Origin of the sequence: Bacillus sp. JJ1562 (assembly GCF_036962705.1) — a bacterium.
Lineage (GTDB): Bacteria > Bacillota > Bacilli > Bacillales > Bacillaceae_L > Ferdinandcohnia.
The window spans coordinates 60,442-76,329 of record NZ_JBALOQ010000017.1 but is presented as its reverse complement, the minus strand read 5'-3'; the positions used below and the strand labels follow the sequence as shown (position 1 = coordinate 76,329).

Below are 15,888 nucleotides of genomic sequence, written 5' to 3'. Positions count from 1 at the left end.
TGCGGCCAATGAGAGAATACATCTACATTTTAAAATTAATTCCTCGGTTACATGATGAACAAAATTGGACGGAAGAAGACCGTCAAATTGTAAGAGATCATTTTAATAGACTGAAAAAGTTTTGTGATGAAGGAAAGGTAATCCTAGCCGGTAAAACAGACAGAGAAGATGAAAAAGGATTTGGAATCGTTATTTTTAAAGAAGAAAACGATGAAAAAGCAGAAGCATTCATGAATGAAGATCCAACTGTTAAGCTGGGACTTATGACAGCTGAAGTTTTCCCTTATCGAATAGCGTTGTCAAAGATACATAAATAATTTAACCAACAAACAAGAACATATTAAACAAATATGTTCTTGTTTGTGTGGGTTGTTTTTAGAAGGTGTTGCTTTTTAAAAACGACAGAAGCTAGTACCTACAATTATTAATAAGATAAATAACACAACAATTAATATAAATGAATTGTTGCAAGGCTCTGGACAAAAATGTCCATAACCATAGCTAGGTTCACAATGTCCATAACTATAGCTAGGTTCAGCATATTCATGACTAGGGGCGAAATAAGTTGGTTGTGGTGCCACATAAGGACTCGCAAAAGATGCGGCATTTACGTTAGAAATATTAAACTCCATATTCATTCTCCTTTTCTATATAGTGAAGATTCCCTACAGTATACTCACCTAGTTTCAAATTGCCACGTTTTGCTAAGAAAATGGGTAATTGTCCCGAACGTTAAAGGACTGACACTTTTAGGCTCTGTTATCGAGGAAGAGAAACGGAAAATAATGTAATATTTTGGTATCTTTATGTGGTGAAATCGATATATAGTATTTTTAGTCGAGTTATTGTTCCAAAAAATATAGTTTTTCTTGGGGGATTATTTTGTGGAGGAAGATAAAAAGGTTTCATACATAAGTATGTTTTTTGGTGGAGTGGGAACTATTTTTGTTTTATTTGCAGCAATTCACCTATTTGACATCAGTGGCTTTACAACAGGATATTTTCTCGCATTCTTCGGTTTCCTTCTCACCGTTAATTATATAAATTACTTAGAGTCAAAAGCAGGTGTAAGTAAAAAAGCAACCTGGATTAGGGCTATACTTTCAATAATCGTCGTTTTAATAGTTTCTTATTTTTTATTTTTCTAATAAATAGAGGAAACTTATTTTATGAGAAAGATTAAGATAAATATAGGCTACAAAAAATAGTTTACCAAAGATTTTTGAAGGTACAGAATAATCTGAAACAAAACGATGAGTTTACACGTATATATTAGAAAAGGTCATTCCATCTTAAGGGGGGATTGCTTTGGTTGACGCCTTTATCTATTTTATTTTTATGATTCCTGTATATGCTGCTCTGATTTGGACCTATTTTAATCCAGAGGAAAGTATGTTATTAGGGCAAAGATGGATGTATAAAGAAGAACCGGAGTTTACGGATGATGCGATTCGCCATACGAAATTTGGGGCAATTGCTGGTATTGTAGTTTTAACGATGGTACTTGCTCTTATTGTCATTGATCATTTCATATTTCGACTTTTCATTATCTTAGGATTCATTTCTACTGTAATAATTGTAGGCTTTAGGGAGCTAAAAAGATATTTGGACTCCTAGAAAATCTAGATGGAAATGAATGAAAAAAGGGTCATTTTTTGTAAAGGATTTTTGTATAATGGATTTATGCACAACAGGGATCTGAGGTGCTTCCTTTTTTAGTTAAAAAAATGGAGGGGACAATTTAATGGAGAATGAGGTTTTTGTGGATAAAGAAAAAAAAGAAAAGCCGAAATTGAAGATAGAACGGAAGGAAGGGGAACCGACTGCTGCCTTCAAAGGGGCTTCATGGGCAGCGCTGTTAGTTGGTGTTTCCGCTTATCTTATCGGCTTATTTAACGCAGCAATGGAACTAAATGAAAAAGGATATTATTTTGCTATTTTAATCTTTGGTCTCTATTCATCGGTGTCATTACAAAAAGCAGTAAGGGATAAAGAAGAGGGAATTCCAGTAACAAGTATTTATTTTGGGATTAGCTGGGTTGCTTTGATAGTGTCCATTTCATTGATGGCTATTGGTTTATACAATGCAGGAAGTATTGTGTTAAGTGAAAAAGGATTTTACGGAATGGCATTTGTTCTTAGTGTTTTTGCAGCCATTACCGTTCAAAAAAACATTCGCGATACGCAAAAAGCAAGAGAAAGAGATTAAGAGAAAAAAAGGATCATCCAAGTTTAAAATGGATGGTCCTTTTGTAATTTGCGTTTTTTCCGCTTCCATAAAAGGAATGGGACCCAGCCCAATAAAATGAGTAGTAAAATGGCTATGGACGTTAGAAACACGGTATTTGTCATAAGGATATCAATATAGTCTGCAAAATCCATTTCTTTAATATAGACTTCATAGGGATTATCAATATTATAGACGATCGGCATTTTCTCCTTATATTTGTTATACGTATGCCTAGTCACGCCCTTTACGATAAAAATGGTGTCCTGATTTTCGGTTTTATACATCATTGAGATATAGTACTCATTTTCGCTGTACGTTGAAGTTCCTCCATCAAACCCGTGTTCCATGATGAAGGCAGTTGTTTCTGCATGATTACCTCCGAAATATTTTTCATGTCCATTTTCAAATGCTGACTTTGTTTCGGTCGAGAGAAAAAGAAGGAGTGCTCCAATCAGGCTACCAAAAATTAAGAAAGGAATAACAAAACTTGCAATTTTATCTAGGTATAAACGTCTTGAGATATTAACAAACAATTCCCATATGACTTTAATTTTGAAGAGCCAATACAAAATATAGCCGATAGGATACAGACTAAAGAAGGTTAACAAAATATAAAACCATTTAACTTCCTCTTTCAACAATGTCTCCGTGTAAAATTTTCCGTCAACTTCATAGCCAGGAATCGTATCTCCAACGTCCACCTGTTCAAATAAATCCTGACTGATTATAACCATCGAATCATTATGTTTTGTGGGAATACTGCTTTCAGGCAACGTTCCGATTTGGACGGAAAACCTTGGGCCAACCAACAAATCGTTCACTACGAATTTTCTCCAAATCCTCTCCTCGACCTGATTTTGCTCTGCTTCCTCCAGAAATGCCTTATGCTCAAGCACATTATCATAATTTATATAAATGATAAAAATAAATGCCACGAAGGCAAAAAACTTCGGCCAACTTAGTTCTTTCATTAACAACTCCCCTAAATATCCTTTTCTTCTAAATATATGAAACTATATGAATGATAAAAAGGGACTAAAGCACCATGGTTCTTTTGGCCTGAATTGGCGACCATTTGAAATTAAATCATAGAGAATGGAAGAGTTATGTTAAAATTGGATCAAAATGGAATGAATCTTATCGAGGTGTTTTATGAGAAAAATTTTAAACTTATTCCTAGTGATAGGACTTTTAATATCAATTTTTGGGATCTTACCTTATATCTTTGATTATCCGTTAAGTGAAGGCGCTGATTCTGGTCCAAGAAATTACTGGGAACTGATCCTAATGATTTCCTATGAGGGAAAGGGAAAATATTTAGTTGTTGGGGTTTTATTACTCGTATTAACGATACCCCCAATTTTTAAGCAGAGATGGAAGGAGAGGTACTCATGAGATGTGGAGCTAAATGCTTTCTTGTCGAAATAGAGGCAGACGGGAAAGCACAAGTTGAGTCAGTCAATGCGAGAACACCTGCGGAAGCTCGAAAAAACATCCGAAAAAAATGGGGGACAGAAACTCATATACTAGCAGTAAAGGAAGAGAAGAAGAAATCGTAATTATATAGGGACGTTACTTGGAGGTAAATCATGGGAGAATTAATAGAGGGATTTTTATTTTACATGGTGGTCTTGAGTCCTGCAGTTGTAGGGATACCATTACAAATAAGGGCTACAAGAAAGAGTCAGAAAGTAGATAAGTTTTTCGTGATTAATAGTTTTCTGGCATCTGGAGCACAGATTATTTTCGTTGTAAGTTATGTGTTTTATGTAGCAAACCAAGGAGGGCAGCAAGCTGAAGCGGTTGGGTGGCTATTAGTTGCTTATATACTGTTCTCAATTGTCATAATAGGACTTAATACATTAATGGTGCTACTTACTCATTTCATCACAAAGTGGATATTAAAAATAAAAGACAAGAAAATGGAAGAGAAGCTGTAGACAAAATAAAACCCAAAGAATGATGTAAACATTCTTTGGGTTTGTTCATTTAGTCAATACTTTCCAACCAAATCAAGTAGTTGCTTGGAATATTCTTTAGGGATTGAATAGATAGTGTGGGTATCATCAATTTTCATAAAGGTGCTATTTTGATCTTTCTTCCCCAACCATAGATAATAGCCTTGTTTCTTTCCATCAGTATAATTGATTTCTAGATCAAACTCAGGTTCAGCCATGTTCACAATTCCGGGCTCTTTAACAGTATTTGCGATGACATCTTTGATTATTTCAAGAGTTTCCTTATCCTCAAACACAGCAAGAAAATTTGAATTCACCTTTCCGAACCCACTAGATTTCGAAATACTCACTTTTGAAATTTCCTGCTCTACTATTTCAAGCTTTTTAAAAACACCATCAACCCATACTTGGTCATCCCATAGTTTTGGATCATGAAGTTTTCTATCAGCGGGATGTCCTGTTACAATAGTATCTACACCATCTTTGTTGCCAAAGTACAAATCAACAATTTTTAATGCCTTGTTTTCAGATTGAACTAACATCTTGAAGTTCATTACAGAGCCTTGGTTCGAAAAAGGTAAACTTACGTAATAGAGATTTCCATCAAGTTTCTTGAACTCTGCTTCATTAAATTCATTTTCTAAACCGAAAATTACACCTATTCCCCCCTTTAGTTTCTGTCTTTGTTCTAGCTCTAACATTTTATTTGTAAAATTAAGTAGATTCTCGTTAGAGATGTAATTTTTAAATGATACTGCTTTTTGTTCTGCAATAGCTCCGGTATATAAATTTACAAAGGCTTTTCCAAATATTACGATGGTTTCTCGATCATCAACACTAATTTGACTTCCTTTAATTGTGAAATTTTGATTTGCTAGATTTCTTAATATTTCTGCAGCTGATTCCTCTGGTAGTTCATTTTCTTCTTTTAATCTTGCAATTTCCATGTTTTGTTTTTCAATTTGTTCCTCATTATTAGAAGGTGGGCTGTTAACATTTTTATTTGAACAACCTGAAAATAGTAGTAACAAAAATAATCCAGCAATCATTTTTTTCATAATAATATCTCCTCCAATGACGCGACCTTATTCATTTTCGTTCTAGTCTTCCTCTGTCATTCTTTCTAAACTTCCATCTTCTCGTTTTACAATAAGGACCCTACTATCTTCGTTTGAAAAGTATATCTCTTCACCTACTTCAAGAAAGTTAGATGAAAGGTTCTCTCTAGGATTGACCTCTGCTTTCACCTTGCTTTGTACTTCACCAATCTTTTCGCTAAGGGTAAATTCATTATTCTTAATTTCTCCTTGCCAGATATACTTTTTTTCATTCACCGATAAAATTCCTGCATATGAGCCATTTGATGAAGAACTACATCCACCCAGTGCAACCAAAGCTAGCAGTAGTGAAATAGCTAAAAAAAGTATTTTCTTGAACATAAAAATATCCCCCTTTGGTTATTAGACGGAAAATCAATTGAGAAGTTACTTTTTCCTGTTCTTTTTACATTCACCTGCTTCGTTAATACAATAAGCAATTCTTCGCAAAAGTGTATAAATATAAGTTTCTCAAGTAATTATTTAAAATGGCTAATAAACATACTGCTAAAAACTTGATCATTTAAAAGCTGAAACAAATGAGTGGTGGGGAGGATTGAAGCTTTTTATACCGATTGAAAAATACATTTGTTAAGAATTTGTATTTGTAAAACTCAACTTGTTAAAATATGTAATTAATTACAGCAGGGTTTCATATCTTTTGAAAAAGGACAAGTAAGGGGGTGTCAATTTGATATTCATTGTACTGCTTATTCTCATTATCATAATATTAATTCTTTACTTTGTATTGAGGTATAAACAACAAGCAATTCAAGTATTCACAATTGAGAATTTTATAAACACCCATCAGTTTGAAAGTGAAAAACAGAATAAAGGCTTAATAGATACCATAAATGATTTTTTCGATGATGATAATAAAGATGGGAATATCGACGGATTTAATAACGGGGGCAGTAATGGTGGAGGGGATGACCTAGGAGACTAAAGCTAAAAACAATAACAAAGTGAGAGTACGATGTCCATGGACATCACTTTTTTGAATTTTAGAGTATCTTATTCAGGATGGTTAAAAAACAGATGTAAATTTTGGAAAAACATGCTAATTTAAAGGAGTATATAATAAAGTTTCTCTAGGTATTCGATGCGAATAGCTCGAAATATCCTATTTGCTTTATCTAGCCTGGTTTTAACAGCCTTTTTAATAGTTGTTATTTATCTCTTTTTAAATAACTTAGTAGGAATGATTTTATTAGTTGTTGGATTATTAGGTTTAGTTACATTGGTTGTTTTTGCAGCGATTGGCTTAGGAAAAGGGAAATTCTTATTTATACATAGTAAATTTAGCATATTGTTAACACTCTTCTATTTCGTAGGTACAATAATACTGCTATGTGGAATATGTTTTTATAATTTTATCCTCTACTATAAATTTGGTGACATGTCTGTAAGGGACAAATTGCAGCTATTGCAACAAATCACAGTGGTAAGAGAGATTTCAGAAACAAAAATGACAAAAAACTACCCGGTTTTAAAACATCAGTACATCACATTTAACTACCATCCTGAAACAGAAAAACAAGTATACAAGATTATTGATTCATTGGAAAAAATCAATAGATTGGAAGAACGAATTTTTGATCATGCAATCACAAAGAGCGAGTCTTTAGAAGTTATTGTCCTTCGTAATTCAAAGGAATATTATGAGTTAATGCCGTTTTTACCTGAAAATATTGAGGGGGCATACGACAACAAAAATAAAAAAATATTGATTTATCAGGATAGTGAAGATGAATCAATTATGGTTGGGTCGTTTGCACATGAGTACACCCATTATCTATTAAACCTATATTCAATGGAAGTTGGACTGGATTATGATGAAATACCTATTTGGTTTAACGAAGGAATAAGCGAGTACGTTCATTATCAAATCATTGACGCCCCAAGAACGCCCGGAATTTTAGATACTGAAATATCCTTCAAAGACCTACATACACATGAAGATTGGAACTATGCATCCGAAAACTCGGACATCTATTACATAGCAAAAAAAGCAATTGAATATATTGTGGATGAACATGGTGAGAAAACAATATCTAGTATTCTTATCGATCAAAAAGAAACTGGTTCATTCAAGAAATCATTTGAAAAAATCACCGGATTACATTTGAGTACTCTGAACCAAACCATATTCTCAGTAAATAAAGAATTAGAGAAAGCATGGATTGTTTGGCAGGAATCTGGGATTGAAACAGCAGAGAAAATGTATCTCGAAATTTTAAAGAAATACCCTGATGAAGGTTTAGCATGGCAACAATTTGCTCTATTTCTTGAAGAACAAAAAAGGTGGGCAGAGGCACTCGAAGCTAGACGTAAAGTTGTACAATTAAATCCAAGTGATGGAGCTGCTTTTCAATATCTATCCTATCTTCTTACGATTATCGACCCTAAGGAATCTAGGGGAATGGCAAAAAAGGCTTTAGAATTAACCAAACATGATCTATTTGGAAATGTGAAATTTCATCAAAAATGGGTGGATGAAATATCAGCATTTCATGATTTAATCAGCCAAGGGAAAGAGGTCGAGGCGTACCAATCCATTTTTCAAAGTGAGCAATTATCAATTCATCCAACAATTATAGACGAATTAAAAAGACAAGCAGAAGAGAAATATCCAGGGAAATTTTAATCTAACAAAAGGAGATCACGATGATGAGTGAATTAATTCGAGACCAATACCCTCTTAAAGGTAGAAAAGTATTGATTACTGGAGTTAGCCGTCGCCAAGGAATTGGATATGCGACTGCACGTCAAGTGGCAGCATGGGGAGCATCTGTGATTATTCATCATTTCCAGGCACACGATAAAGAACAATCCTGGGGTGCAGATGATCTAAATGAAGTAATAAAAGGCATTAAAGCTGAGTTATTAGATGATGCATTTTTATATGACATCAGCGGAGACTTTTCAGATCCTAATGAACCAAAGCGGGTGTTGGATGAAATCAGCAGTCATTGTGGTCATATAGATGCACTTGTTTGCAATCATGCGCTGAGTGGAAGTGATGGTGCAATTGGAGAACTTACAGTTGAAATGCTAGATAAACACTGGGCAGTTAATACGCGTTCTTCTATTTTACTGGCTCAATATTTTGCGAAACAACATGATCCTAAATTAGGCAGAGGCAGAATCATTTTCATGAGTTCAGGTCAAAGATTAGGGCCAATGCAAGATGAAGTTGCGTACGTCGCATCCAAGGGAGCGCTTGCAGATCTTACGTTAACAATTTCAGATCAACTCGCTGATCAAAACATAACCGTCAATACCGTCAACCCGGGCCCAGTCGATACGGGGTATATGACCAAGGAACTGTGGGGAAATCTGAAACCAATGTTTCCATTTGGAAGAATGGGACAGCCTGAAGACCCCGCAAGACTTATTGCCTGGTTATTAACGGAAGAGGCTTCATGGATTACTGGACAAATCATAAATACAGAGGGTGGATTTGGACGTTGGCGTCCTCATTCATAAGGTATCTGTCATGAACCACAGGAGGGAACCATCTATGAGAAAACCATTTCTATATACCGGAGTCGCTGTCTTCCTCTTATACATAACCTTGTGGGTTCTATATTATTTTGATTTTATTAACGCTTTTCTATTAATCGGGGTCTTACTAGTAGAATTAATTTTCCTAGTTATTGTTTTAATCATTTTTCGAAACTCAAATTTAAGGATTATCCATATCACCTCTGTTCTATTAATATGTATTCTGATTTTTGAATTTAAACTATTAAATTATGAATCCCATACCTATCTTGTAAGCTTGATGGCAGATCCCATTGAAATAGTCGATAATTCTGGTATTCAGCTAATGGTTGTTAAAACCGCTGATTTCGAATATCAAAAAGATGAGGAACTCATCCTTAAAAGTTTTGAACATGAAAATCAAGAAGTCCTTAATTTACATAAGATTGATAATGAGAGTCGCTATAAAAGTAAAAATACCCAGCTTTGGAATTGGTTAATGAATAAGGAAGATGATTTTTCAATCATGAGGAAAAACGTAGAGAATTATCTCTCAGGGGACACCACAAGTATTGCTCCGTTTTTAAAACGAGATGATATTTCAGGTGATAGTGTCGGGTTAGGAGTGGCGATATCCGCAAAAATTGCAGACGGGAAGTTAACAAATAATAAAACAATTGGTATAAAGGGTGCACTAGATGCAACAGGAAATGTATTACCGATCGGAATGGTCGAAGAAAAGATAAGGATTGCTGAGAATGAATCATATCCCTATATAATTGTTCCCAGCGGAAATGCTAAAGAGGCTAGGGAGGTTAAACAATCCATGAACCTAAAAATAGAAATATTTGACGTTAATCATATCGACCAAGCAGTCTCACTTATAAAGAGGTTAAATGCTGATAGCTGAAAACAAGGGATTTCGCTTTAGAGCATTTTGATTACAAGTGTTTTAGGACTAATGTAGTAAACTAGCGAATAAACGTTATAATACAAACCTTCCTAATCTATTTCATAAAGGTGCTGATTTTTTATATGAAACAATTAAAAAGGAGCTGTATTAAACAGCTCCTTTCATATGGTACCTTATTTTCCTGGGTTGAATTTAATCTTCATAGCTTCGGCCATTAATACAGGTAGATCCGTGTTTTCATGTAATCCGCTGAATAAATGAGACCCTGGTCCGAATGCATATAAAGGAACATCTGTACCTGTGTGACCAGTGCTTGACCAGCCAACAATTGCACGTTCAGAAACGACTTGATTGATAGCTGTTGATGGGGATTTAGCAGTTTTAATTCTCTCGACCTCAGCATTTGTTAAATCAAGGTTTGTATATTGCTTAACAATTTCCTTTACATTACTACGGTCAGCGTTCAATTTGCTTTCCATGAAATCACCAGTTGCAGTAACATTACGCAATACTTCAAGATTTGCGTCACCTTTTCCATAACCACCAACTGACATACCGCCTGTATCATGGTCACCAGCAACAACTACTAAAGTTTTACCATCCTTCTTTGCGAATTCGACTGCTTTCTCAACTGCAAGTTCAAATGCTTCACTATCTTTCATTGCCCATGCAGCATCATTATCATGACCAGCCCAATCAATCTGGCTACCTTCAACCATTAAGAAGAAACCGTCTTTATCCTTTTGAAGAACATCGATTGCAGATTCTGTCATTTCTGCAAGGCTTGGTTCATTGGTTTCGTCGCGATCCAATTCAGGTGCCATGCTATCCTCAGCGAATAGTCCGATAAGCTTGTCTGCTTTTTTAGCATTTTTAAGCTCTTCTTTATTTGTAACTTGTTGATAACCATTCTCTGCTGCCTCATTTAATAAGGATTCCGGGAAGTATTTTTTACCTCCTCCAAGAATAACATCGACATCATTTTCAAGTAATTGTGGTGCAATATCTGCTTCATTTGCACGGGAAGCAACATGAGAAGCAAAGACAGCTGGTGTTGCATGTGTAATCGTTGAAGTAGCGACTAAGCCTGATGATTTTCCATTTTCTTCAGCAGCTTCAAGAATGGTTTTTAATTCTTTACCATCTGGTGTTGTACTAATCATTCCATTATTTGTTTTGATTCCAGTTGCCATTGCAGTACCTGCTGCAGCTGAATCTGTTACCTCTGAGTTAGAGGAATAGGTACGATGCATCCCAACAAGCATAGAATCTAACACAGTTTCCTCACCTTTATACCATCTGTAGTTCGTTGCATAGGAAGCAGAGTAGCCATCTGGAACCATTACAATGACATTTTTAACTTTACTATTATTGCCGCTTTGATCATTTGATTTCGCATCTGCTGTTGGAACTGAAAAGTTTCCTACAAGGGCTCCTAGTGCGAGTGAAGATACAACAGCAAACGGGATTAGTTTCTTTTTAATAGATTTCTTTTTCATGATTATTCCTCCTAAATTATTTATAGGCTTAGTATAGATTTGGAGTGTGGACATGGTTTTAATAGGAAGTAAATAAAAGGTTAATAGGAAAAAATGAGACAAAACTCATGTTATAAACAAATCCCCAAGAAAAGAAATAGATATTTCTGCATAATCCTTCTACTTAATTTTTAGGAAATAGGTACTTTTGAAAGAAAGTATTTTGAAATGAAAAATCGAGGGTGATTCTAAGGTACTAGATACATCTAAACAATCCATTTACAATTCCGAAATAATATTTACTAATAAAGTGGAAGTGGCTTGTTAAAAATGGATTAACCATATTGACCAAGCTGTCACATTTATAAAGAGGTTAAATGAGGTGGATTTCTCTGTAGAGAATTTTGATTAAGAGTGTTTTAGTAATATTGTAATTAACTTGCGAATACACGTATTATAAGCCCTCCTAATCTATTTCATAAAGGTGCTGATTCTTTGAATAGGAATAAGAATACTCATTTTGCAATCCTATTGCTGATTTTGATACTTGTCGTCTTGATTGTCCATTTGATTCTTCATGTGAATGTGTATGTCGTCTACAGCGCAGGTCTTGGCACGATTTTAATGATCGGCCTTATTATTTTCCTCATCATTTTGCTCATTTTAAAAACATAAACAGTCTCAAGGGGTGTTAATCCAGCAGGATTAACACTCTTTTTGTTGAATTTAATCATGTAACACAAATTTCCATTTGTACAGATTGGAGGTTTCGATGGCACTACTATTTTGGCCGTTTATGATTGCTTCACTTATTCTTTCGATTTTAGCGGTATGTTTTAAAAAGCCATTATTGCTCGTGATATCTTCAGTTCTAATCGTACCCTTGTCACTATATTTAGCAGCTACACCACGATTTGAAATCTGGGGGCTCGTTTTTCCGCTTTTTTATGTAGGATCTGCAGTATCCCTTGCCAAAAAGATGAAATGGTTATCCATTTTGCTAATTGCACCAAACTTTATCCTAATTGGTTGGATAGGATTTGCTGTAATGAATCAATAGTAGTTAAGGAGTGTCACATCTATGGAAATAAAATTACTAATCTTACATTCAGATCAAATTAATGAAATGAAGAAGTTCTATGTGGACCTTTTTGGATTTCCTTTAATTAAAGAAGATAAAAACAGTTTTCGTATTGCAGTGGGTTCAAGTGAGCTGGAGTTCACATCGGAAAACGTGATAGGTAATCCCTTTTATCACTTTGCATTTAATATTCCGTCCAACCAGTTTACTGAAGCGAAGACATGGGTAAAAGAGAGAGTCCAGTTAAATGTCGAGGATGGGGAAGATGAGGCCTATTTTTCCTTCTTTTCCGCATACGCTCTATATTTCTATGACCCAGCTGGGAATATTGTCGAGTTCATTTCGAGAAAGTCCTCTGAAGAAGGAACAGAACCATTCTCTATAGAAAGTGTGTTAAATATTAGTGAAATCGGCCTTACTGTAGACGATGCTATTCGTGCAGGAAATAGGTTAATCGATATTGGTATTCATGAGCGGGACAATGAACCATTGAGCCAAGCATCACTTAATTTCATGGGAGAAAAATCTAAAGGGATATTCATTATTCTTAATCAGCCAGGGAGAAGATGGATCTTCTCTGATAAAGATTCTGCTGTCTATCCGATTGAAATTCGAACAACTGATGGCGGTAGCATTACGGTTAATCAGGATAATCTAGTAGAAATATACAAGGGGTAATAAAAGAAGAAAGGAGACTGGCTATGATCTATATTGCTCTTTTACGGGGTATTAATGTTGGTGGGAAAAATAAAATTGATATGAAGCTGCTTAAGCAAACGTTTGAAAAAGTCGGGATGAAAGATGTGGTTACATACATCAATACAGGTAATATTATTTTTTCAGACAAAGACAAATCAAGAACTGAACTTTCCGGTATTTTGGAAGAGGCGATACATAACGATTTCGGATTGCAAATTAAAGTAGTAGTTCGCAGTATCGATGATGTCGAAGGAATCATTAACGCAATTCCTGACACATCCTGACACATGGGAAAATAACAAAGAAATGACAAGTGATGTCCTGTTTTTATGGGATGAAATCGATGATGAGTCTGTACTTGAAAATTTGGTTATAAAACCAAATATTGACACGATTAAATATGTCCCCGGAGCAATACTCTGGTCAGTTGACAGGAAAAATGCAACTAAGAGTGGAAAATCAAAAATAATTGGATCAAAGATTTACAAACAAGTTACGGTAAGAAACGTAAACACCGCTAGAAAGATATATGAACTCATGCAAGCTCGAAACAGCTAGTTTGCAGAAAGTTTATGGGCTACTTTCCCTAATCAAGGTCAATAGCCCCATTACTTTCAGTGCTCAGGCAGGTTGTTTTTTAATAATAATGACAAATAAGCTTGCGAATAAACAGAAGACCCCTGCCATTAAAAAAGCCCAACTGTAAGTATCGAAATATTTATAAATTAAACCTCCACCATAAGCAGCTACTGCAGCCCCTGCTTGGTGTGATGCAAAAATCCAACCATATATAATAGCACTCTTCTGAAGACCAAAGATTTGTCTTGAGATATTAATTGTTGGTGGTACTGTTGCCACCCAATCTAAACCATAAAATACAGTAAAAACAATAATCCAAATAATATTACCCTCCATTAATGCGAATGGAAGAAGTACGAGGGAAGCTCCTCTAAACAGGTAGTACCAAAATAAGAGCCAGCGATTATCGAAACGATCTGACAGCCAACCAGATAGAGTTGTTCCTACGATGTTAAAAACGCCCATAAATGAAAGTAAGGAAGCAGCAGTAACTAGTGGAATTCCAAAGCTAAAACAGTAAGAAATGAAATGTGTCCCAATCAATCCACTAGTAGAAAAACCACAAATAAAAAAACTGCCTGCTAATAACCAAAATTCTTTTGCTTTTAAAGCTTCGAATAATCCATCGAAGGCAATGACTATCGGATTTTTCTTTTGAGTTTCATACATTTCCTCTGTCTCTTCCCTTTGACCATATGGAAGAATTCCAATATCTTTGGGTGAGTTTTTCATAAATAAAAAAATAATGATGAACATAATGATACTCAAAACAATAATTAATCCAATTGCCCATCGCCACGAGTATATTTCGATAACCATTGCTAAGACAGGAAGTAATATTAACTGGCCCACTGCGGTACTTGCTGTTAATATTCCTGTTGCAAGTCCCCTTTTTTCCTTAAACCAATGATTAGCCACATATGGACTTAATACAGTTAAGAAAAGACTTGATCCTAATCCAATAATAATTCCCCAAATGATAATCAATTGCCAAGATTGATTCATCAAAAAAGTTAATAGGAGTCCTACCAGCAATGTTCCCATTGAAGCTAACATCATTTTCCTTAGTCCTAATTTTTCCAGTAAGGCAGCGATAAACGGACCTGAGACTCCATAGAAAAATAAACAAATGCCAAAAGCAAGGGAAATTACGGGCCGATCCCAGCCAAATTCACGTTCAAAAGGAGTTAAGAAAACCCCTGATGATGCCATAACAATTCCAGCTATAATGATTGAAAAAAAGGTTACTGTAAGAATAATCCAGCTATAGTGGATATGCTTCAAAATGAAATCGCCTCTCTATCTATGATTCTTATTTAATTTTAACTAGTAACTAATCATGTGTAAAATTGAAGTTTATGAAGTGAATCATTGATTTTTCTGATACTATTGAAAAAAGAGAATATTCAAGGGAGGGCGAAGTGATGGAAATACGCCATTTTGTTACGTTTAATAAGGTTATTGAAATGGGTAGCTTCACACAAGCTGCAGAACATTTAGGGTACACTCAATCCACGGTGACTTCTCATATTCAAACGATTGAAGAGCATTTAGGTGCACCTCTATTTGATCGGATGGGTAGGAAGGTACGATTGACGGATGTGGGCAAGAAGCTTTTACCATATACGAAAGAAATTTTAGATACTTATGGAAAAATCGAAAGCGTTACTCGTGAGGAAAAGGATATAAGAGGGACGTTAAAGATTGCGGCTCCTGAGTCTTTAACAGTCTACCGCCTAGAACCAATATTAAGAGAATATCGAAAAAAATTTCCACATGTAAGCATCCGTTTAAGTAATGCCACATGTGGAGATAACAAGAAAGCAATAGTTGATGGTAGCGCAGATGTTGCGTTTGTCATGTTGCCACAGTTTGAGGACTCAGATTTAGTCATCCATCCGTTAATGAACGAACCGATCGTTCTCGTTGGAAGTCCTGACTGTTCATTGACTAGTTTACCTATAAGCTACGAAAATCAGAAACTTAGCGAGTGTTTAATTACTAACGAGAAAGAGGCCAGTTATAGAAGAATATTTGAAGAGTTTCTACGTGGTCGAGGGATTGTTCCTTCCAACATCATGGAGCTTTGGAGTATTGAGGCGATAAAGCGTTCTGTAATGAGTGGGCTTGGTATTGCTTATCTACCTTTAATGACTGTACAGGATGAAATCAAGGAAGGGAAGTTAAAAACGATTCCTTGTGAAGCAGAATTAAAACCGATATACTCTCAAGTCGTTTATCACAAAAACAAATGGGTTTCCCCTGCATTATCAAGTTTTATAGATATTACTTTGAAACATGCAAAAGACTGGTCTTGCGTTGAGGTTGTTTGTTGATGAGATTGTGCTATTTAAGAAGAGTAAAAGA

General features: G+C 35.2%; 20 protein-coding genes and 2 pseudogenes. 16 read left to right on the top strand and 6 right to left on the bottom strand.

Translation table 11 applies throughout. From position 1 onward, the window contains the following. The first annotated feature begins 8 nt into the window (after window positions 1-8). The gene (locus tag V7097_RS10945; RefSeq protein ID WP_335703649.1) at window positions 9-317 is read left to right on the top strand and encodes a YciI family protein; all 309 of its coding nucleotides are present in this window, start codon (window positions 9-11) and stop codon (window positions 315-317) included. Between the two features lie 75 nt (window positions 318-392). Here V7097_RS10945 and V7097_RS10940 read toward each other — a convergent pair. Continuing rightward, window positions 393-467, bottom strand: a pseudogene (locus V7097_RS10940) (YjcZ family sporulation protein); the annotation flags it as partial. Between the two features lie 417 nt (window positions 468-884). Between V7097_RS10940 and V7097_RS10935 the strand changes: the two are divergent. The 3 genes from V7097_RS10935 to yiaA all read left to right on the top strand — a co-directional run bounded on the left by V7097_RS10935 (window position 885) and on the right by yiaA (window position 2,209). Further along, window positions 885-1,148, top strand: a complete 264-nt coding sequence (locus V7097_RS10935; RefSeq protein WP_335703648.1) for a hypothetical protein — start codon at window positions 885-887, stop codon at window positions 1,146-1,148. A 160-nt stretch (window positions 1,149-1,308) separates the two neighbouring features. Continuing rightward, window positions 1,309-1,617, top strand: coding sequence for a hypothetical protein (locus tag V7097_RS10930; protein WP_335703647.1), 309 nt, complete (start codon window positions 1,309-1,311; stop codon window positions 1,615-1,617). 127 nt (window positions 1,618-1,744) lie between these two features. Then, the gene (gene yiaA / locus V7097_RS10925) at window positions 1,745-2,209 is read left to right on the top strand and encodes an inner membrane protein YiaA (protein ID WP_335703646.1); all 465 of its coding nucleotides are present in this window, start codon (window positions 1,745-1,747) and stop codon (window positions 2,207-2,209) included. A 23-nt stretch (window positions 2,210-2,232) separates the two neighbouring features. On the opposite strand, the gene V7097_RS10920 is transcribed toward yiaA, so the two are convergent. After that, window positions 2,233-3,201: a hypothetical protein gene (locus V7097_RS10920; RefSeq protein ID WP_335703645.1), complete on the bottom strand. Its 969-nt coding sequence runs from the start codon at window positions 3,199-3,201 to the stop codon at window positions 2,233-2,235. A 181-nt stretch (window positions 3,202-3,382) separates the two neighbouring features. On the opposite strand from V7097_RS10920, the gene V7097_RS10915 reads away from it, so the two are divergent. Genes V7097_RS10915 through V7097_RS10905 form a run of 3 tightly spaced genes read left to right on the top strand, consistent with a single transcriptional unit; the run spans window position 3,383 to window position 4,170 of the window. After that, window positions 3,383-3,625 carry a hypothetical protein gene (locus tag V7097_RS10915; RefSeq protein ID WP_335703644.1) on the top strand — a complete coding sequence of 81 codons (243 nt, stop codon included), beginning with the start codon at window positions 3,383-3,385 and terminating at the stop codon, window positions 3,623-3,625. Continuing rightward, the gene (locus tag V7097_RS10910) at window positions 3,622-3,789 is read left to right on the top strand and encodes a hypothetical protein (protein ID WP_335703643.1); all 168 of its coding nucleotides are present in this window, start codon (window positions 3,622-3,624) and stop codon (window positions 3,787-3,789) included. The genes V7097_RS10915 and V7097_RS10910 overlap by 4 nt, the downstream gene beginning before the upstream one ends. A gap of 30 nt (window positions 3,790-3,819) precedes the next feature. After that, entirely contained in the window at window positions 3,820-4,170 is a 351-nt protein-coding gene (locus V7097_RS10905; RefSeq protein ID WP_335703642.1) for a hypothetical protein, read from the top strand. Between the two features lie 53 nt (window positions 4,171-4,223). Here V7097_RS10905 and V7097_RS10900 read toward each other — a convergent pair whose 3' ends face one another. Together V7097_RS10900 and V7097_RS10895 are read right to left on the bottom strand one after the other, a co-directional pair. Then, on the bottom strand, window positions 4,224-5,246 hold the full coding sequence (locus V7097_RS10900; RefSeq protein WP_335703641.1) for a hypothetical protein: 1,023 nt from the start codon (window positions 5,244-5,246) through the stop codon (window positions 4,224-4,226). Window positions 5,247-5,288: 42 nt separating this feature from the next. Beyond that, window positions 5,289-5,627: a hypothetical protein gene (locus tag V7097_RS10895; protein ID WP_335703640.1), complete on the bottom strand. Its 339-nt coding sequence runs from the start codon at window positions 5,625-5,627 to the stop codon at window positions 5,289-5,291. A 349-nt stretch (window positions 5,628-5,976) separates the two neighbouring features. On the opposite strand from V7097_RS10895, the gene V7097_RS10890 reads away from it, so the two are divergent. From V7097_RS10890 to V7097_RS10875, 4 genes are all read left to right on the top strand, one after another. After that, entirely contained in the window at window positions 5,977-6,231 is a 255-nt protein-coding gene (locus V7097_RS10890; RefSeq protein WP_335703639.1) for a hypothetical protein, read from the top strand. Window positions 6,232-6,387: 156 nt separating this feature from the next. Beyond that, on the top strand, window positions 6,388-7,932 hold the full coding sequence (locus tag V7097_RS10885) for a collagenase (protein ID WP_335703638.1): 1,545 nt from the start codon (window positions 6,388-6,390) through the stop codon (window positions 7,930-7,932). Between the two features lie 23 nt (window positions 7,933-7,955). Continuing rightward, entirely contained in the window at window positions 7,956-8,774 is an 819-nt protein-coding gene (locus tag V7097_RS10880) for an SDR family oxidoreductase (RefSeq protein ID WP_335703637.1), read from the top strand. Between the two features lie 34 nt (window positions 8,775-8,808). Further along, window positions 8,809-9,681: a S16 family serine protease gene (locus tag V7097_RS10875; RefSeq protein WP_335703636.1), complete on the top strand. Its 873-nt coding sequence runs from the start codon at window positions 8,809-8,811 to the stop codon at window positions 9,679-9,681. Between the two features lie 176 nt (window positions 9,682-9,857). On the opposite strand, the gene V7097_RS10870 is transcribed toward V7097_RS10875, so the two are convergent. Continuing rightward, a complete protein-coding gene (locus tag V7097_RS10870; protein WP_335703635.1) occupies window positions 9,858-11,183 on the bottom strand; it encodes an alkaline phosphatase in 1,326 nt (441 codons plus the stop codon). A gap of 474 nt (window positions 11,184-11,657) precedes the next feature. Here V7097_RS10870 and V7097_RS10865 point away from each other — a divergent pair, with 474 nt between their 5' ends. The 4 genes and pseudogenes from V7097_RS10865 to V7097_RS10850 all read left to right on the top strand — a co-directional run bounded on the left by V7097_RS10865 (window position 11,658) and on the right by V7097_RS10850 (window position 13,500). Then, entirely contained in the window at window positions 11,658-11,837 is a 180-nt protein-coding gene (locus tag V7097_RS10865; protein WP_335703634.1) for a hypothetical protein, read from the top strand. A 97-nt stretch (window positions 11,838-11,934) separates the two neighbouring features. After that, window positions 11,935-12,222 (top strand): hypothetical protein, encoded by a 288-nt coding sequence (locus V7097_RS10860; protein ID WP_335703633.1) that lies wholly within the window; start codon window positions 11,935-11,937, stop codon window positions 12,220-12,222. A 21-nt stretch (window positions 12,223-12,243) separates the two neighbouring features. Then, the gene (locus V7097_RS10855) at window positions 12,244-12,921 is read left to right on the top strand and encodes a VOC family protein (RefSeq protein WP_335703632.1); all 678 of its coding nucleotides are present in this window, start codon (window positions 12,244-12,246) and stop codon (window positions 12,919-12,921) included. Between the two features lie 23 nt (window positions 12,922-12,944). Beyond that, a pseudogene (locus tag V7097_RS10850) lies at window positions 12,945-13,500 on the top strand (DUF1697 domain-containing protein). A gap of 63 nt (window positions 13,501-13,563) precedes the next feature. Here V7097_RS10850 and V7097_RS10845 read toward each other — a convergent pair. Continuing rightward, window positions 13,564-14,805, bottom strand: a complete 1,242-nt coding sequence (locus V7097_RS10845) for an MFS transporter (RefSeq protein ID WP_335703631.1) — start codon at window positions 14,803-14,805, stop codon at window positions 13,564-13,566. A 140-nt stretch (window positions 14,806-14,945) separates the two neighbouring features. Between V7097_RS10845 and V7097_RS10840 the strand changes: the two genes are divergently transcribed. Further along, entirely contained in the window at window positions 14,946-15,857 is a 912-nt protein-coding gene (locus V7097_RS10840; protein WP_335703630.1) for a LysR family transcriptional regulator, read from the top strand. The last annotated feature ends 31 nt before the right edge of the window (window positions 15,858-15,888 follow it).

Coding starts and splice junctions, on each gene's coding strand:
- V7097_RS10895 (WP_335703640.1), bottom strand. CDS start 5,627: ATGTTCAAGAAAATACTTTTTTTAGCTATTTCACTACTGCTAGCTTTG.
- V7097_RS10875 (WP_335703636.1), top strand. CDS start 8,809: ATGAGAAAACCATTTCTATATACCGGAGTCGCTGTCTTCCTCTTATAC.
- V7097_RS10840 (WP_335703630.1), top strand. CDS start 14,946: ATGGAAATACGCCATTTTGTTACGTTTAATAAGGTTATTGAAATGGGT.
- V7097_RS10945 (WP_335703649.1), top strand. CDS start 9: ATGAGAGAATACATCTACATTTTAAAATTAATTCCTCGGTTACATGAT.
- V7097_RS10915 (WP_335703644.1), top strand. CDS start 3,383: ATGAGAAAAATTTTAAACTTATTCCTAGTGATAGGACTTTTAATATCA.
- V7097_RS10900 (WP_335703641.1), bottom strand. CDS start 5,246: ATGAAAAAAATGATTGCTGGATTATTTTTGTTACTACTATTTTCAGGT.
- V7097_RS10855 (WP_335703632.1), top strand. CDS start 12,244: ATGGAAATAAAATTACTAATCTTACATTCAGATCAAATTAATGAAATG.
- V7097_RS10910 (WP_335703643.1), top strand. CDS start 3,622: ATGAGATGTGGAGCTAAATGCTTTCTTGTCGAAATAGAGGCAGACGGG.
- V7097_RS10920 (WP_335703645.1), bottom strand. CDS start 3,201: ATGAAAGAACTAAGTTGGCCGAAGTTTTTTGCCTTCGTGGCATTTATT.
- V7097_RS10905 (WP_335703642.1), top strand. CDS start 3,820: ATGGGAGAATTAATAGAGGGATTTTTATTTTACATGGTGGTCTTGAGT.
- V7097_RS10860 (WP_335703633.1), top strand. CDS start 11,935: ATGGCACTACTATTTTGGCCGTTTATGATTGCTTCACTTATTCTTTCG.
- yiaA (WP_335703646.1), top strand. CDS start 1,745: ATGGAGAATGAGGTTTTTGTGGATAAAGAAAAAAAAGAAAAGCCGAAA.
- V7097_RS10870 (WP_335703635.1), bottom strand. CDS start 11,183: ATGAAAAAGAAATCTATTAAAAAGAAACTAATCCCGTTTGCTGTTGTA.
- V7097_RS10885 (WP_335703638.1), top strand. CDS start 6,388: ATGCGAATAGCTCGAAATATCCTATTTGCTTTATCTAGCCTGGTTTTA.
- V7097_RS10880 (WP_335703637.1), top strand. CDS start 7,956: ATGAGTGAATTAATTCGAGACCAATACCCTCTTAAAGGTAGAAAAGTA.